This is a genomic window from Phenylobacterium sp. CCH9-H3, from assembly GCF_001557235.1.
Lineage (GTDB): Bacteria > Pseudomonadota > Alphaproteobacteria > Caulobacterales > Caulobacteraceae > Phenylobacterium.
On sequence record NZ_LSJI01000111.1, the window covers coordinates 1 to 15844 of the forward strand.

11 protein-coding genes and 1 tRNA gene are annotated in these 15844 nt (G+C 62.8%); 3 read left to right on the forward strand and 9 right to left on the reverse strand.

What is annotated here, in order from left to right; all coding sequences use genetic code 11:
• Nucleotides 1-196 (forward strand): hypothetical protein (locus tag AX721_RS28300; protein ID WP_231754711.1); only part of this gene is annotated, 196 nt, incomplete at its 5' end.
• Nucleotides 197-385: 189 nt separating this feature from the next.
• Here the strand turns inward: AX721_RS28300 and AX721_RS27345 are convergent.
• The 5 genes from AX721_RS27345 to AX721_RS10935 form a co-directional block, all read right to left on the reverse strand.
• Nucleotides 386-1417 (reverse strand): hypothetical protein, encoded by a 1032-nt coding sequence (locus AX721_RS27345; protein ID WP_058454285.1) that lies wholly within the window; start codon nt 1415-1417, stop codon nt 386-388.
• Nucleotides 1414-2604 (reverse strand): GIY-YIG nuclease family protein, encoded by a 1191-nt coding sequence (locus AX721_RS10920; RefSeq protein ID WP_058454286.1) that lies wholly within the window; start codon nt 2602-2604, stop codon nt 1414-1416. The genes AX721_RS27345 and AX721_RS10920 overlap by 4 nt, the downstream gene beginning before the upstream one ends.
• Nucleotides 2597-4642: a DEAD/DEAH box helicase gene (locus AX721_RS10925; RefSeq protein WP_058454287.1), complete on the reverse strand. Its 2046-nt coding sequence runs from the start codon at nt 4640-4642 to the stop codon at nt 2597-2599. Before AX721_RS10925 ends, AX721_RS10920 begins: the two co-directional genes overlap by 8 nt.
• Entirely contained in the window at nt 4639-7419 is a 2781-nt protein-coding gene (locus AX721_RS10930) for a DNA methyltransferase (RefSeq protein ID WP_058454288.1), read from the reverse strand. Before AX721_RS10930 ends, AX721_RS10925 begins: the two co-directional genes overlap by 4 nt.
• Before the next feature lie 543 nt (nt 7420-7962).
• Nucleotides 7963-8039, reverse strand: a tRNA-Arg gene (locus AX721_RS10935).
• A gap of 318 nt (nt 8040-8357) precedes the next feature.
• On the opposite strand from AX721_RS10935, the gene AX721_RS10940 reads away from it, so the two are divergent.
• Nucleotides 8358-10262: a PQQ-binding-like beta-propeller repeat protein gene (locus AX721_RS10940; RefSeq protein WP_068876048.1), complete on the forward strand. Its 1905-nt coding sequence runs from the start codon at nt 8358-8360 to the stop codon at nt 10260-10262.
• A 119-nt stretch (nt 10263-10381) separates the two neighbouring features.
• Here the strand turns inward: AX721_RS10940 and dnaJ are convergent, their stop codons facing one another.
• From dnaJ to AX721_RS10955, 3 genes are all read right to left on the reverse strand, one after another.
• A complete protein-coding gene (gene dnaJ / locus AX721_RS10945) occupies nt 10382-11545 on the reverse strand; it encodes a molecular chaperone DnaJ (protein ID WP_068876049.1) in 1164 nt (387 codons plus the stop codon).
• A 204-nt stretch (nt 11546-11749) separates the two neighbouring features.
• Nucleotides 11750-13666, reverse strand: a complete 1917-nt coding sequence (gene dnaK / locus AX721_RS10950; protein WP_068876050.1) for a molecular chaperone DnaK — start codon at nt 13664-13666, stop codon at nt 11750-11752.
• Between the two features lie 207 nt (nt 13667-13873).
• Nucleotides 13874-14398: a hypothetical protein gene (locus AX721_RS10955; RefSeq protein WP_231733374.1), complete on the reverse strand. Its 525-nt coding sequence runs from the start codon at nt 14396-14398 to the stop codon at nt 13874-13876.
• A gap of 29 nt (nt 14399-14427) precedes the next feature.
• On the opposite strand from AX721_RS10955, the gene AX721_RS10960 reads away from it, so the two are divergent.
• Nucleotides 14428-15300 carry a dienelactone hydrolase family protein gene (locus tag AX721_RS10960; RefSeq protein WP_068876051.1) on the forward strand — a complete coding sequence of 291 codons (873 nt, stop codon included), beginning with the start codon at nt 14428-14430 and terminating at the stop codon, nt 15298-15300.
• 28 nt (nt 15301-15328) lie between these two features.
• Here AX721_RS10960 and AX721_RS10965 read toward each other — a convergent pair whose 3' ends face one another.
• On the reverse strand, nt 15329-15736 hold the full coding sequence (locus AX721_RS10965) for a hypothetical protein (protein WP_068876052.1): 408 nt from the start codon (nt 15734-15736) through the stop codon (nt 15329-15331).
• Between the last annotated feature and the right edge of the window lie 108 nt (nt 15737-15844).

The following is a 15844-nucleotide window of genomic DNA, read 5'->3' on the forward strand; positions in this document are numbered from 1 at the left end:
TTTTGCACGCCGATCACCCCACGAAGGGGGTGCCTATTGCACGCCGATCCTCACGTTCGCGGGCTTCAAAGCTTCGGACGAGCGCTACCAGAACTATTATCGCACTGACCCGAACAGACCCTTCTGTCGTCGATACATCGATCCGAAGCTCGACTTCATCCGCAAACATTTTTCGGAGAACGCGTTGCCTGAGTAGCCAATGCTGCGCTGGCATTCCTCCCGACACGGACTTCTGCCGCTTCAGGCGCAGCGTTCAATCAAGCTGGCGGATTGGCGTCCGCAGCGTGGTACACCCCATAAGAGCCGCTTCGCGATCGCTGCCAAGTCGACGGCCGCAAAAGGTTTGAAGCCGGGCTTTTGAGAACGGCTCGCAACTAGTGATTGTCTAGTCGGCTATCGGTCCAAAACGTCTCCCACTCGCCATTGCCTTGACGTCGTGCAGCCTGTTGCCAAAGGCCGTGAGGAAATCGTCCGCTTCCAATGCCCACATCTTGAACCGGTTGCCGCTGCGGCGAAACACAAGAACCTTGCCGTCATAGAGGTCAAAACCATGCGTTTCAGGGATCGGCAGCGTTATCTTCTCCATCAGATTATTGCCAAGTCTTAAGTCTCGCGAAACGAGGCCGCCGCTCGGCGGTTCAAATGTAATGGTCCCGATTACCGAGTTGCGCGCAAGATTCGCAGGGGGATTAAAGCCAAAGAAACCGCTCATCCCTCTCGGCAAATCGATCTGGTTCCCAGGACGATGCGGTCCACGATTCTGTGTGACGTAGCCAGCCTCAATCCAGAACATGTTTGGGGCTGGTTGGCCGGCTTCGTCCTCATCTTCAGCCGTTACCGCAGCGAAATCTGCCTTCCAGCGTTCCTCATATATCTCCAGGATATCGTCCAGCGGTGTGGCTTGTGCCCAAAGGTCATCGGCCATCGCCTCGATATTGCGGATCCTGCGTTCGTATTCCACTTGAACATCGGTGCAGATCGAGGCTCCCGCCTCGATACTCTTCCGCAGGCCGTTTGAGGAAAAGTTGCCGGACCCTACGATCATCCCCGCTCGGCCGTTGGTACGGTTTGCCAATATCGATGACTTCGCATGGAAGTCTCGGCGGGGCAGAAATCCGTTTTGCTCGACAATCCACGCCCCATCGTAGATGCGGACCTCCGCATTGGGTTTGTCGCTGATTATCCGTAGGGCGTAAGGCTGGGTCCGTCCGTAATCCAGCCCGAACAACCATCGCGATTGCGTTCCGGCCCAAAAGGCAGGCGACATCGCAATGCTGAAGGCGGAAGCGCCGGACTGAGTGGCGTAGGCGTATACGCCCAAATATTCTTCCGAGCCGATCCAATCGTGAGCCCGTTGTATCTCCGAGAGGGTCGTAGGTGAATTCTGATCGCTGTGAAGGAACGTGCGCAGCCTCATGCCTTGTTCCCCGATCGAACGAGGGCGGCTTTGCTTGGGTCGTAAACGAACCCAGTGATCGAGCCGTCTTTGATGCGATCGACCGCTTCGTCGATGACGAACAGCGGCACAAGAAACCATTCCTGCGGCACCACAGGATTACCGAAGCGATCGGTAATGGTGATGTCCAGCCGCGCGGGATCGAAAACGCGGTGGATGAGACGCTCCAGCTTGGCACGATTGATGTTGAAGAGATCGTAGGTCGCGACGATTTCTACGTCGGCCATCATGAATGTCGGCTGCAAGCGCGCGCCTGCGATACGCTGTTCGACACTCATGTTCGTTACGCCGATCTTGTGGACCAGATCGCGATTAGCGGCAACGGTTGGATAATCGGACTTGCTCCGAAGCACGTAGATCGTGCCGGAAGCCAGATCATCGCCGGCGTGCTCACCGGAAAACAGCGGCCCTGCAACGGGGTCGGTTATACGCCTTCCGACCTCGTCTTTATGCAGCGCCCGCTGGAGCGAGCGCATGAGCATATTGCTCTCGGTGCCGTTGTCGAAAACCACACGGAGCCGAGCATCGGTCTTGCCCTGCGCGTTGACGAAGACCTCCTCCATATCGGCAACATAAGCCTTTTGCCCGCTGACGATGAACCATGCGCCGGGGCCGATCTCCGCTTTCATTTCGAACGGACGCGTTTCGCGCAGACCGGAATCGATCTCGGCCTGAACGGCTTCGAACAAAGGTTCAAACCGCTCAAAATCCTCACACCGCTCACGGTTGGCGATTTCCTCCGCTGCACGCTTTTCGGCGGTCGTTCGCACATGACGAAGTTCGGTGATGTCGGCCGATCCTGCCGCGCCTTCTAGCTCGGCGAGTAGCTCATCCTCGTCCATTTCCTCCACCGACGAGGCGGAAGCGCTCTCCGCACCAGTCAGCAATCCTTGATGGTCGAGCGGCGCTAGAAGGGAGTGGCACTCCTCTAGACCACGAAGACGGTCAAGCCGGACGGCATAGAGCCGCTCGAAAACATCCCCTTCTTCGCCGTGCTTCGGGGCGCGGCCATGCTCCTCGGTGAAGCGCTGGATTTCCTCAAAACCCGCAATGATGCGCTCCTCACGCTGGGAGCGTCCGGCGTTCTTTTCCGGCTGGGCAAACTCGGCCAGCTCCTCGCGCAGTTCATCGAGGTTGAGATCACTCATAGCGGCCCTCATCCTTGAAGCGGACAAACGCGGCCGCGCCCTCTGCCATGCGCTTTTCCCACGCATCGGTCGCACTGATGGAAGGAAGCCGTCCGCGCTCGTTCTTGAACTTCACGGCGCGCACGGCCAGTTCCTTGGCCTCATCGGGCGTGAGGGTCGTGCGTTTGGCTGCGATGGCGGCAGCTACCTGTTTGAGGCTTTCCTCGCTCATCGTTTTTGCAAGGATGGCGTATGCTTCGCCGAATGGGTTGATCCGGTCGATAAGATCAATGTCGAGTTCGGTGACGCTAAGCGCGAATTTACGCACGCCATCGATCAGGGCAGTGTTAGCGCTCGGCTCGCCATCTGCTTCCTTCTTCGCCTGCTGCGTCAGGGTGAGCGCGGCGATAGCGTGCTGGCGCACCGCCTCCTGGTCCTCGTCGCTCAGCTCGGGATACTTATCCTTGATGATCTTCCCGAGACGCACTTGCGTAAGCTCCTCTGGCACGAGCTCCTCGTCGAACAGACCTCTCTCGATCGCGGTCTTGTCTTGCACGAAGGCCGCGATCACCTCGTTGAGGTCCTCCTGACAGATGCGCGCAGCTTCGCTGGATTTAGGCTCCACAAGCCCGTTGATTTCGATCTGGAACTGGCCGGTCTGCTCGTTGAAGCCGACATTGCATTTGGTGGGGTCGTATCCGCCTTCGCCATAGTCGAAGCCAGGCGAAGGGCCGCTCGCCGGATTCTTTGGCTTGAATTCGAAGCGCGGCGCAAGAACCTGCTCCATGAGGAGGCTTGCGGCGATGGCCTTAAGTGTGTCGTTCACCGCTTCGGTAACAGCCGCCTCCGACGCATCGGGTTCCGCGATCAGATTGGTGAAGCGAGCACGGGTCTTGTTCGGCGCATCTCTCGTGGCGCGTCCAATGATCTGGACGATCTCGGTCAGGCTGGAGCGGTATCCGACTGTGAGGGCATGCTCACACCAAATCCAGTCAAAACCCTCCTTCGCCATCCCGAGCGCGATGATGATGTCCACAAAATCTCGGTTGTTCTTCTGCCTGGGATCCTTGAGCGCCAGCGAGACACGATCCCGCTTGACCGGATCGTCATCGACGAGATCGGCGATGCGCAGAATTCGCCCCTCGAGCGTTTTGACGAGTTGAAAGCCTGTGAGCGGATCAGCCCCTTGCCACTCGCCCAGCTCGCCGATGATGTGCTCGACCTCCTTGATCTTGTCCTTCGTGCTCTCGCGCGAGTTGACGTTCGGAATGTGGATGATCGTCTTCTCGGCGGGATCAAGCACCCCAAGAATGTCGTCGGCATAGGAGCCGGAATAAAAGAAGTATCCGATGTCGAGTTGCTTGAGATACTCGTAGCCGTTGAGCTGCTCGTAATAGGTGTAGGTGACGCTCTCGAACTTCGCTTCGTCGTGCGGCGCGAGCACGGCCTCCGCGTCGCCACGGAAATACGAGCCCGTCATCGCCACGATATGCACGCGGTCACGGGCCATAAACTGGCCGAGATGCTGACCGAGCTTGTTGTCGGGATTGGCCGAGACGTGGTGGAACTCGTCCACCGCGATCAGGCGGCCATCGAATCGCTCCACGCCGTATTCGTCCACGGCGAAGCGGAACGTGGCGTGGGTGCAAACCAGCACCTTGTCCTCGCTATCAAGAAAGGCGACGACGGACTTGACCTTACCGCCGTTGTCCCCGCCAGGCGCATTGCAGAGATTCCACCTCGGCTCGACATGCCAGTCGGCCTCAAAGCCGTACCGGGTGAGCGGCTCGTCATTGAAGCTGGAGCCGATCGATTTTTCCGGCACGACGATGATAGCCTGCTTCACGTCTTGATGCGCCAGCTTGTCGAGCGCGATGAACATCAGCGCACGGCTTTTCCCGGAGGCTGGAGGCGACTTGATGAGAAGGTACTGCTCACCGCGCTTTTCGAAGGCGCGCTCCTGCATGGGCCGCATGCCGAGCGCATTGGCTTTGGTCGAAGCGCCGTTGCGCACATATGAAACCGAAACAGAGGGGACGGATCTCTTTTCGTCGGTCATGCGTTTGCCCCCGCCCTGCGTCTTCTGGTTTCGCCCTGCGAAGTGGTCATCTTCGTGTAAAGATCGAACAGTTTCTCCAGCCGCTCGGTATCATTGCGAAATCTCCGCCCGATATAGATGCGCTCCAGAACCTCGTCGTTGTGCTCGTGCGCCTGCCGCAGGTCAGACGGCATGTGCTCGGGCTCATAGAGATCTGCAATCGTTGCAGGAAAATGGGCCTCACGGGCGAGGAGAATATCTTCCGCGCATCGTGTCAGATCAGCCTTGTTCTTGTCGGTGAGGATTGGAACCGGAAAGGTGTTCCAGCCAATCGTATTCGAGTATCGGAAGTCCGTTTTTAGCTTTCCGCAGACGGTGGCGACCCAGACCAGATGAAGCCGCGACGCCACGATCGACATATTCCACAACGGTGCATCGTAGAGGGCGAACAACAGATCGCTTACGATCGTCTCCCGATCGAAAAGATGCACGGGCAGGTAGGGGCGTCTTTCCGACGACACTTTCGCCACGGCCAGTGTGTAGCGCTTGGCAGTGCCCGCGATCTGGACGAACCGATAGGGCTTGGAAGCGAAATCCCGAGTCGATGCGGCTGCGCTGCTGGCGCGGAAATCCCGCACGCGGGCTAACAGGGCTCGTAAATATGGGTGGGCCTCCGCAAACTCGGAGTCCTTGGCCTCGATCCAAACGCACCAGCGGGGCTTTCCCTGAATCATCTGCTCGGAGCCCAGATAGGGCCGGACGAACCGACCCAACTCGGGATACTGGTGGAGAACCTGCCTACGCTCATCTGGCGACAAGATGAAATGGCCGCCATCACGCGGCATGTTTCCAAAGAGCATTGGAGATAGACCTCCGATCGGGCTTCGTGCCGCATCGACGGAAGTGTTGGCGCCGGCCGCAAGGTAGGCGTTGATGTTGCTCACCTGCCGCTCGGTCACCGAACCGTCATCGGCGATCGAGAACAGGCGTTTGGAAGCCGGTGCCTCCCGCGAAATGGCGACGATTGCCACAATCACGCCCGCGTTGTGGCTCGCAAGATTGGCCCATTTGAATGAGGTATGGGCAAACGAGATCTGGTGGCCGGTGCCGAAAATCAGGGGCCACAGGATCGGAACCTGTTGTCCCTGACAGACCGAATTGGTTGAAACGAACGCCGCAGCGGCGTTCGATCTCAAGCCGTAATCCGCAGCCTTCATGAACCAGCCTGCGACATAGTCTAGGGACTTCCATGCGGGCGTGCGACTGTCAAAAATCGCCCTTAAATCGTCCTTCTGATCCTCGTTCTGCCACTTACTTCCGAGGTAAGGCGGGTTACCACAAATGTACGTTTCGCCACCCTCATTCTCGAAGTCGATTTGAGCCTGGTCGAGCGGGATGCTGAATAGATCTTCACCTACCAGTTTCACCCCTGTTCCGGTTGGAGGGCAAATGCTTAGCCAATCTAGGCGCAGGGCGTTGCCTCTAAAAATCCAGTTCTGGGCATCAAGCGGCAGAAGGTCCGCAAGAGCCAGCTTTTGGCCTCGATAGAGCACGTCGCACTGGTACTCTGCAATTATGAGCGCAAGTCTCGCAATCTCTGCAGGGAAGTCACGCAACTCGATACCGCGGAAGTTCGTCACCGGGATATCAGAAGGTCGATCGGCTTCGCCACGCCGCGTGTTGATAGTGGCTTCGATATCGCGCATTTCCTTGTAGGCAATGACAAGGAAATTTCCGCTGCCGCAGGCTGGATCGAACACTCTGATTTTCGATAAGCGTTTGCGCAGATTAAATAGCGTGCGAGCGTTGTCGCCAGCTTCTTCGAGCCGCTGCCGCAAATCATCGAGGAATAGCGGATTCAGTACCTTCAGAATGTTCGGCACGCTGGTGTAGTGCATCCCGAGCGCACTGCGCTCTTCGTCGTCTGCGACGGCTTGGATCATCGACCCAAAAATATCGGGATTGATCTGCCTCCAGTCGAGCTTCCCTATATGGATTAAATATGATCGCGCGATCCGGCTGAAGCTCGGTACGTCCGTGTTTCCCGAGAACAGCCCGCCGTTCACGTAGGGAAACGGCTCGGCCCATCGAGGAAGAGACGCCGAACTTCGATCTTCGCCTTTGGTGTTCATTGCGCGGAAGAGCGTGCCTATGACACTATGGGTGTTTGACGAGTCTTTCGCGCTCATCTTATCGATTGTGTCGGTAAATAGCCTTGTCTTGCTGAAGATGTCTGTGTCTTCGGCGAAAAAGCAGAAGATCAAGCGCGCCATGAAATGATTCATGTCGGGCCGCCGCTCTGCCGTGCCCCAATCAGGATTGTCCTTCAAAAGCTCGACATAGAGGCGATTGAGGCGACTAGTCGCTCTGATGTCGAACGAGTTATCGCGGATTTGCTGAACGGTCGAAATCCCTGCAAGCGGCAGGAAGAAGCCGAAATGATCAGGAAAATCCCCATATGCGGACGCGACGGTCTCGCCGCTCTCGATATCTTCCGCCTCGAACATATCGCCATCCGTCGCGAGCACGAACTTCGCCTTGGCCCGCGAGGTGGCTGGACTGGCCCTTAGCGCGAGAAGGGTTTTCGTGACCTCTCCCACGGCGCAGCTAACGATATGGATGTTGTTAGTTTGGAGGACTCCGCCCATGTCCGACTTGTTCGACACGCCGCTTCGCAGGCGCTTGATAGTGGTTTCCTTGTTGCCGAAGGCCTCTAGAAACGCGAAGGGGAATTCCACTGGGTCGAATGGGCGCTCGGCCAAATCGCTAACGGCTTGCTCAATTTCAACCGCGTTCATTTCTTCTCCGCCCCGACTCTTGAAGCGCCCGCATTACTGGTGTGCAAACTGATGTAATTCTTCATAAATTCGCGAATGACTTGTGCAGCAGGCCGGTCCTGCTCCCGGCATGCTGCTAGGAATTTCTCCCTTAAATCCCGCTCAATGCGGATGCGAAGCCCTGAGTCCTTCATGGCCCTATGTGTACCCGGCGGATACACATGGCACCATCAATTTCGGGACTGGCGTGTCTTAATAAGCCGAAAATCGGGGGACATCTCGGTGGGGTCGGCGGCCAGGCTTTGAAAGCAAACGGTTCACAGAACATACACCGCCGCGATGAGGCGCAGGCCTCTGCCGGCCGGGGCTGGCACTGGGCCATACAGGGAAGGCCGAGTATCGGAGCTCATCGCAGGTGATGTCCGTGCTCCAAGCCCGGCTCAAAGTTGTGGAAACTGGAGTGGGTCTACTCCGCCCCGCCGTCACAGACCAAACTGTGACGTAAGTCTGAGTAGCTTCGAATGGGGAGCAGTCGCTCGACCCAGAAGTCAATCAAGGCAGGGATGGCGCACCCATCAGGATTCGAACCTGAGACCTCTACCTTCGGAGGGTAGCGCTCTATCCAGCTGAGCTATGGGTGCCTATTGCTTACGCCGTGCTTACGCGGAAAACCTGTGAGTTGGAAGCTCTACTCGCGTTTCTCGCAAACCTTTGTAAACGAACTCCTTTTCGTCATCACTTAAAGACCAGCCGCCCTTGACATCAGCCTTCGGAGGGCAACGCTCTATCCAGCTGAGCTACGGGTGCGTCTTCAGCGGAGGGTGTCTCTAGCCGAAAGGGCGCGCCGCCGCAAACCGCTCGCGTCGGATTTCAGCGGGGCAATTCGCCCGGGGCCCGCCAGGAGTAGCTTCCGCTTCCAGAACGCGATCGAATGATCGGTATGTTTTGGGGGGAAACACATGGGCGTCTGGAAGCCTTTCGCGAGCCTGGGCGCCCTGACGGTCGCCACCGTCCTGTCAGGCGTTGGCATCGCAAACTTCGCTGAGGCGCAGGCCACCGATGCCGTCGAGCATCCCGGCAAGACGGTCTACGATCAGTTCTGCGCCGGTTGCCACAACGCGCCTGAGGCGGACAGCCGGGCCGCAACCGTCGCCTCGCTGCGCAAGATGAGCGCCCAGACCCTGACCGCGGCCCTGACCACCGGGGTCATGAAACCGATCGGCGACGGCCTGGACCGCCGGCAGATCCGCGACGTGGTGAGCTACCTGGCCGCGCCCGAGGGGCCGCAGGGGACTGGGTGGATCGACGACAACCGCTGCCCCGCCGACCGCCAGGCTGTGAACCTGACCGCGCGACCCGCGCAGGTGGGCTTCGGCGTCGACACGGACAACACCCGCCGGATGAGCGCGGCCCAGGCGGGGCTCACCACACGTGACCTCGCCAAGCTGGAAGTGGCCTGGTCCTTCGTCATGCCTCGAACCTCGGGCTTGCGCGGCCAGGGCGTGGTCGTGGGCGACACCCTATTCTACCCCGCGGGGCAGGCGGGTTACGTCGTGGCGCTGGACACTGAGACCGGCTGCGTGAAGTGGGCGACGCCGGGTGGCGTGCGCGCCAGCCTCGCCTATGGCCGGCTGGGCAAGGACGGGCCCTGGGCCGTGGTCGGCGGGGACGGGTTGGGCCAGCTGATCGCCTTCGAGGCCAAGACCGGCAAGATCGCCTGGAAGGTCGACCCCAGGCACGACAAGACAGTGCCGCTCTCGGGCTCTCCGATCTTCGCGGGCGACAGGATCGTCGTGCCGATCTCGGCCATCGACGTGGCCAACTCCATGCGGCCCACCTTCGAATGCTGCAAGGCGCACGGCGCCGTGGCGTTGCTGAACGCCGCCGACGGCAAGGTCCTGTGGACCTGGCACACCATGCCCGACGCCAAGCCGCTGGGCCGCAAGACCTCTCAAGGGGTGGAGACCTATGGCCCCTCCGGCGCGCCGATCTGGTCCAGCCCGTCGGTCGATCTGAAGGCCGGCGTCGTCTACGCCTCGACGGGCGAGAACACCTCGCCGCCCGCCACCAACACCAGCGACAGCATCGTGGCCGTCGACCTGGCGAGCGGGCGGCAGAAGTGGGTGTTCCAGGCCCTGGAGAACGATGTCTGGAACATGTCGTGTCCCATCGGCTCGCCCACGGGCGGACGGCCGCCGGGCCCGAACTGCTTCTTCGCCGCGGAGGGCAGCGTCCTGCGGGACCACGACTTCGGCGGCGGCCCGGTGATCTGGCGCGGCAAGGGCCGGACCCTGATCTTGGGCGGGCAGAAGTCGGGCGACGTCTGGGCCCTCGACACCCAGGGCCGGAAGGTGTGGCACACGCAGTTCGGCAAGGGCACAGCGCTGGGCGGCGTCCACTGGGGCATCGCGGCGGACGAGCGGCGCGTCTACGTCCCCATCGCCGACCCCAACGTGCCGGAGAAGGACAATGCGGCGGGGCTCTACGCCGTGGACGCGACGACGGGGAAGGTCGCCTGGTCCTGGAAAGCGACGCCCGACTGCGGGAACGGCCGCCAGGCGCGCGTCCCCAGCTGTGCGGGCAAGTTCGGGATCTCGGCCCCGCCCCTGGTGATCGACGGGGCGGTGGTGGTCGGCGGGCTGGACGGGCGCGTCTATGTGTTCGAGGCGGCCAGCGGCAAGCTCCTGGCGACGCATGACACGGCGGTTCCGTTCCAGGGCGTCAACAAGCTCGCCGGCGCGGGGGGATCGATCGACGCCGCCGGACCGTTCGCGGGCGGCGGACTGCTGTTCGTCGGCTCGGGCTATGCGAGCTTCGGCCAGCAGGCGGGCAACGCGCTGGTGGCGTACCGGCCGAGGAAGTAGGCCGCGCCAGAGCCTGTCTGGTTCGGATGGAACCATCTGAACCAGACAAAAAGACTCTAAATCAAAAGCTTAGAGTGCGTCGGGCGGGTTCGCCGGCTTCCACTTAACCCTGACGCGCTCTACGCCTGGCCGGCGGCCGCGCTCCAGAACTTCTTGGCCTTGCCGAGGAAGCCGGCGGCCTTGGGATGCTGCTGCTCGCTGCAGATGTCGGCGAGCTCGCGCATCAGCTCCTTCTGGCGGGGCGTGAGCTTGGTGGGCGTCTCGACGAACAGCTCGACCACAAGGTCGCCGCGCTCGCGCGAGCGAAGCGAGGGCATGCCGCGGCCCTTCACGCGCACGGTCTTGCCGGTCTGGGCGCCTTCCGGGACCTTGACCTCGATCTTGCAGGCGCCGTCGCACGTCTCGCCGCCCAGCAGGCAGGGCGCTTCGATCTCGCCGCCCAGGGCCGCGACGCACATCGGCACCGGCACCGTGCAGAGCAGGTCCAGGCCGTCGCGCTCGAACAGCTCGTGCGGCGCCACCGAGACGAAGATGTAGAGGTCGCCGCGCGGTCCGCCGCGCTGGCCCGCATCGCCCTCACCGGCGAGCCGGATGCGCGCGCCGTCGTCGACGCCGGCCGGGATGCGAACGGCCAGGGTCTTCTGCTTGCGTACATGGCCGGCGCCCCGGCAGTCGCTGCAGGGGTCCATGACCATCTGCCCCGAGCCGCCGCAGCGGGGGCAGGCGCGCTCGATGGAGAAGAAGCCTTGGCTGGCCCGCACGCGGCCCGCGCCGTGGCAGGTAGTGCATTGGGTCGGCGCGGTGCCCGGCTTGGCGCCCGAGCCCTCGCAGGTCTCGCAGGCCATGGTGATCGGGATGGTGATCTCGACCTCGGAGCCCGCATAGGCCTGCTCGAGGGTGATCTCCAGGTCGTAACGCAGGTCCGAGCCCCGCGCAGGTCCGCCGCGCTGCCGCTGACCGCCTCGGCCGCCGAACATGTCGCCGAAGACGTCGCCGAACACCTCGTTGAAGATGTCGTGCACGTCGTGGAACTGGCCGGCGCCGCCGCCGAACCCGCCCTGGCCATTGACGCCGGCATGCCCGAAGCGGTCATAGGCGGCCCGCTTCTGCGGATCGCTGAGGACGGAGTAGGCCTCGTTGACTTCCTTGAAGCGGCCGGACGCCTCCTCGCAGCCGCCATTGCGGTCGGGATGGTGCTCCATCGCCTGCTTGCGGAAGGCGGCCTTCAGCGCGTTCTCGTCGCAACCGCGCTCGACGCCCAGGATCTCGTAATAGTCCCGCATGGAAACGTCAGAAGCTCTGAAACTGTTGTGAGTTGAGGTGGGTGGCCCCCCGGCCGTCTGCAAGGCTTAACACAGCCGAGTGACCGGGGGGTATCCCTTCAAAGATGCAGCGCTTTTCAGCGCCGGCGTCCCGCGAAGGCGGCGGCGACGTCCCCATGGCCCGGTGATCGCATTTCACGTTCTCCGAAGCCATGGGGCGCGTTGTCACGCCGACTTCTTGCCGTCGCCGTCGACTTCCTCGAATTCGGCGTCGACGACGTCGTCCGAGGCGGCGCCCGTGTCCGACGCCGAAGCGCCGGCCCCGTCCGCGTCGCCCTGCTGGGACTTGTACATGGCCTCGCCCAGCTTCATCGAAGCCTGGATGAGGGTCTGGGTCTTGGCCGAGATCGCTTCCGCATCACCGGAGTCCAGCGACCCCTTCAGGTCGTCCAGCGCCGACTGGATGGCGGTCCGCTCGGCCTCGGAGACCTTGTCGCCATGTTCGGCGAGGGCCTTCTCGGACGAATGGATGATCGCATCGGCCTGGTTCTTGGCCTCGACCGCCGCCTTGCGCTTCTCGTCGTCGGCCTTGTTGGACTCGGCCTCCTTGACCATGGCTTCGATGTCCGCGTCCGAGAGGCCGCCATTGGCCTGGATGCGGATCGACTGCTCCTTGGACGTCGCCTTGTCGCGCGCCGATACGTTCACGATGCCGTTGGCGTCGATGTCGAACGTCACCTCGACCTGCGGCACGCCGCGCGGCGCCGGCGGGATGCCGACCAGGTCGAACTGGCCCAGCATCTTGTTGTCGGCCGCCATCGGCCGTTCGCCCTGGAAGACCCGGATCGTCACGGCCGACTGGTTGTCGTCCGCGGTCGAGAAGGTCTGGGACCGCTTGGTCGGGATGGTCGTGTTGCGCTCGATCAGCGGGGTAAACACGCCGCCCAGGGTCTCGATGCCCAGGGTCAGGGGCGTCACGTCCAGCAGCAGGACGTCCTTGACCTCGCCGCCCAGCACGCCGGCCTGGACCGCGGCGCCCAGGGCCACGACCTCGTCCGGGTTCACGCCTTTGTGGGGCTCACGGCCGAAGAACTCCTTCACGGTCTCGACGACCTTGGGCATGCGGGTCATGCCGCCGACCAGGATCACCTCGTCGATGTCGGACTTCTTCAGGCCCGCGTCCTTCAGCGCCTGTTCGCAGGGACCGACCGTCTTCTTGATCAGGTCCTCGACCAGGGCTTCCAACTTGGCGCGCGACAGCTTCACGTTCAGGTGCAGCGGGCCGGACGCGTTCATGCTGATGAAGGGCAGGTTCACCTCGTACTGGGTGACGCTGGAGAGCTCCTTCTTGGCCTTTTCCGCCTCTTCCTTCAGGCGCTGCAGGGCCAGTTTGTCCTTGCGCAGGTCGACGCCCTGTTCCTTTTTGAACTCGTCGGCCAGGTAGTCGACGATCCGCAGGTCGAAGTCTTCGCCGCCCAGGAAGGTGTCGCCGTTGGTCGACTTCACCTCGAAGACGCCGTCGCCGATCTCCAGGATCGAGACGTCGAAGGTGCCGCCGCCCAGGTCGTAGACCGCGATCTTCTTGCCGTCGTTCTTCTCAAGACCATAGGCCAGCGCGGCGGCCGTCGGCTCATTGATGATGCGCAGCACTTCCAGGCCGGCGATCTTGCCCGCGTCCTTGGTGGCCTGGCGCTGGGCGTCGTTGAAGTAGGCCGGGACGGTGATGACCGCCTTTTCGACCTTCTCGCCGAGGTGCTGCTCGGCGGCTTCCTTCATCTTCTGCAGGATGAAGGCCGAGACCTGCTGCGGGGAGTAGTCCTTCCCGTGGGCGCGCACCCAGGCGTCGCCGTTGGCGCCCTTGACGATCTCATAGGGCACCATGCCCTTGTCCTTCTCGACCATCGGGTCGGAGAAGTTGCGGCCGATCAGCCGCTTGATCGCGAAGAGGGTGTTGGTCGGGTTGGTGACGGCCTGACGCTTGGCGGGCTGGCCCACCAGCTTCTCGCCGTCGTCCATGAAGGCCACCACCGAGGGGGTGGTCCGCGCGCCTTCGGCGTTCTCGATCACTTTCGGCGTCTTGCCGTCCATGATGGCCACGCACGAGTTGGTCGTGCCGAGGTCGATGCCGATGATCTTGCTCATAGCCTAGGTCTACTCGCTCCTTGCTTGGCGAACGTCGCGGTGGGGCCTTCTAATGAAGCGCCCGCGGGATTGCGACGCCCCCGGTTCGATTATGTCTCCCGTCCGGTCGCCGTCGTTAGGTTTGCGGCGACCAGCGTCGAGAGCCGATATGGGGGAAATTGCGGGGCCTGCAAGAGCGAAAGCCCCCAATACGATCAGGGACATGACTCAGCTTTGCCTCCAATGGACGCTGGCCGCGGCGTAGAGCTCGGCCGGATGCGGCGTCTGGTCGCCCCGTGAAGCGAGGAAGGCGTGCTCCACCACCATGGCCTGCTGCTCGATATTCATCGCCGCGAACTCCCGGTCGCCCGCAAGGTCGTAGGCATAGGCGGCGGCGCTGTCGCCCGCCTTGATCTTTGCCAAAATCAGCGAGATCCCGTGCTGGGCCTGCCAGACGTGGGTCAGCTCGTGCACGAACACCGCCTGCAGCCGAAGCGGAACGTCCGGGGCCGAGAAGTCGGGCGGAAGCGTCGCGGCCGGCCACACCACCAGGCGGGGGCCTGCGACGAAGGCCCGGTTCCAGAGGGGAACCGCCAGCACGCGGACCCGGCTGCTATCCAGCGCCTCGCCGAACATTTCGGCCGCCAGGGCGCGCTCGCCAGCGGTGAGGCGGCGCAGGCGGAGCGGTTTCGTACGGCCGGTGCTCATCATGCGGTTGACGCGGCGCTGGGCTCTCGGTTCCGTGGCGAGCATCCCGCAATTCCCCAGCCAAGGACACCACCATGGTCACGCTCACCCGCCCGGACGGCACCCGCCCTGAGGACGTCCACCTGTCCCGCCGCGGCCTGACGCTGGCGCTCACCGGCGGCTATGCGCTGGCCGCCTGGTCGGCGAACGCCGAGCCGATCAAGACCGACGGCATGGGCCTCGTGCAGAGCATGGTTCAGATCAAGGCGCCGGACCGCGAGATCCCGGCCTTCATCGCCCGGCCGGCGAAGGCGGGAAAGTTCCCCTGTATCGTTCTGATCTCGGAAATCTTCGGCCTGCACGAGTACATCCGCGACACGGCCCGCCGCCTGGCGAAGCTGGGCTATGCGGTCATCGCGCCGGACTTCTTCGTGCGCGCCGGTGACCCGTCCACCATGACCGACTTCCCGGCGATCCTGAAGATCGTCGCCACGGCCACGGACGTCCAGGTGACCGGCGACGTGGCCGCCGCGGTGGCCTACCTCAAGGGCCAGCCGTTTGCCGACACCTCCCGCATGGGGATCACCGGCTTCTGCTGGGGCGGCTCGGTGGTCTGGGAGACCTGCGCCCGGTCCAGTGACTTCAAGGCCGGGGTCGCGTGGTACGGCCGCCTGTCGAACGGCATGTCCCAGCCCGACCCCGGCAACAAGAACCCGATCGACCTGGCCGCCGACCTGAAGGCGCCCGTGCTGGGCCTCTATGCCGAAAAGGACAACGGCATCCCGCTGGCCGACGTGGAGACGATGAAGGCGGCGCTGAAGGCCGCCGTCAACTCGGGCAGCGACATCATCGTCTATCCCGGCGCCCAGCACGGCTTCCACGCCGACTATCGGCCGTCCTACGGCAAGGAAGCGGCCGAGGACGCCTGGGCCAAGATGCTGGCCTTCTTCAAGAAGAACGGGGTCTGAGCCGGACGTCCCGATCGAGGAGATACGATCAGAACACCGGCTCTTCGATCTTCGGCGGGGGCGGGGCGGGCGCAGTCTCCGCCTTCTCCGTCGGGGCCGGGGGCGCGATCACCGGGGCCGACTCCGGGCCCGCCGGCGCGCCCTTCTCGGCCTCGGCCTTGGCGAGGGCGGCCGCCTCCGCCTTGGCCTTCTTCTCTTCCTCGAGCCTGGCCTGCTCTTCCGGCGTCAATTCCGGCTCTTCCTGGGCCGCGCCGATGATGCGCTCGTCGGTCAGGGGCTTGGCCTCCTGCGCCTCCAGCACCTGGCCGGCCTCGCCTGGAACCCGCTCGCCAGGCAGTCGGCTGCGCGCCGGCGCGGTGATGGCTCCCAGCGCAAACGCGCCGAGACACGCGGTCACGAGTCCGGCGGCGACCACCTGCAGCACGGGACGGGGCATGGACCAGTTCATGGCCGCGAACCTAGTGCGCCCGCGCGCCGCACGAAAGGGAGATCGCGCCGTCCGGACGTCACGGTAAACGCGCGATTAACGGTCCCTGCCGCAAAC

Excerpts from the sequence above, each read along its gene's own strand:
- dnaJ (WP_068876049.1), bottom strand. The coding sequence starts at position 11,545 with ATGCGGGACTATTACGAGATCCTGGGCGTCGAGCGCGGTTGCGACGAG.
- AX721_RS10925 (WP_058454287.1), bottom strand. The coding sequence starts at position 4,642 with ATGACCGACGAAAAGAGATCCGTCCCCTCTGTTTCGGTTTCATATGTG.
- AX721_RS10930 (WP_058454288.1), bottom strand. The coding sequence starts at position 7,419 with ATGAACGCGGTTGAAATTGAGCAAGCCGTTAGCGATTTGGCCGAGCGC.
- AX721_RS10940 (WP_068876048.1), top strand. The coding sequence starts at position 8,358 with ATGGGCGTCTGGAAGCCTTTCGCGAGCCTGGGCGCCCTGACGGTCGCC.
- AX721_RS10960 (WP_068876051.1), top strand. The coding sequence starts at position 14,428 with ATGGTCACGCTCACCCGCCCGGACGGCACCCGCCCTGAGGACGTCCAC.
- AX721_RS10965 (WP_068876052.1), bottom strand. The coding sequence starts at position 15,736 with ATGCCCCGTCCCGTGCTGCAGGTGGTCGCCGCCGGACTCGTGACCGCG.
- dnaK (WP_068876050.1), bottom strand. The coding sequence starts at position 13,666 with ATGAGCAAGATCATCGGCATCGACCTCGGCACGACCAACTCGTGCGTG.
- AX721_RS10955 (WP_231733374.1), bottom strand. The coding sequence starts at position 14,398 with ATGCTCGCCACGGAACCGAGAGCCCAGCGCCGCGTCAACCGCATGATG.
- AX721_RS10920 (WP_058454286.1), bottom strand. The coding sequence starts at position 2,604 with ATGAGTGATCTCAACCTCGATGAACTGCGCGAGGAGCTGGCCGAGTTT.
- AX721_RS27345 (WP_058454285.1), bottom strand. The coding sequence starts at position 1,417 with ATGAGGCTGCGCACGTTCCTTCACAGCGATCAGAATTCACCTACGACC.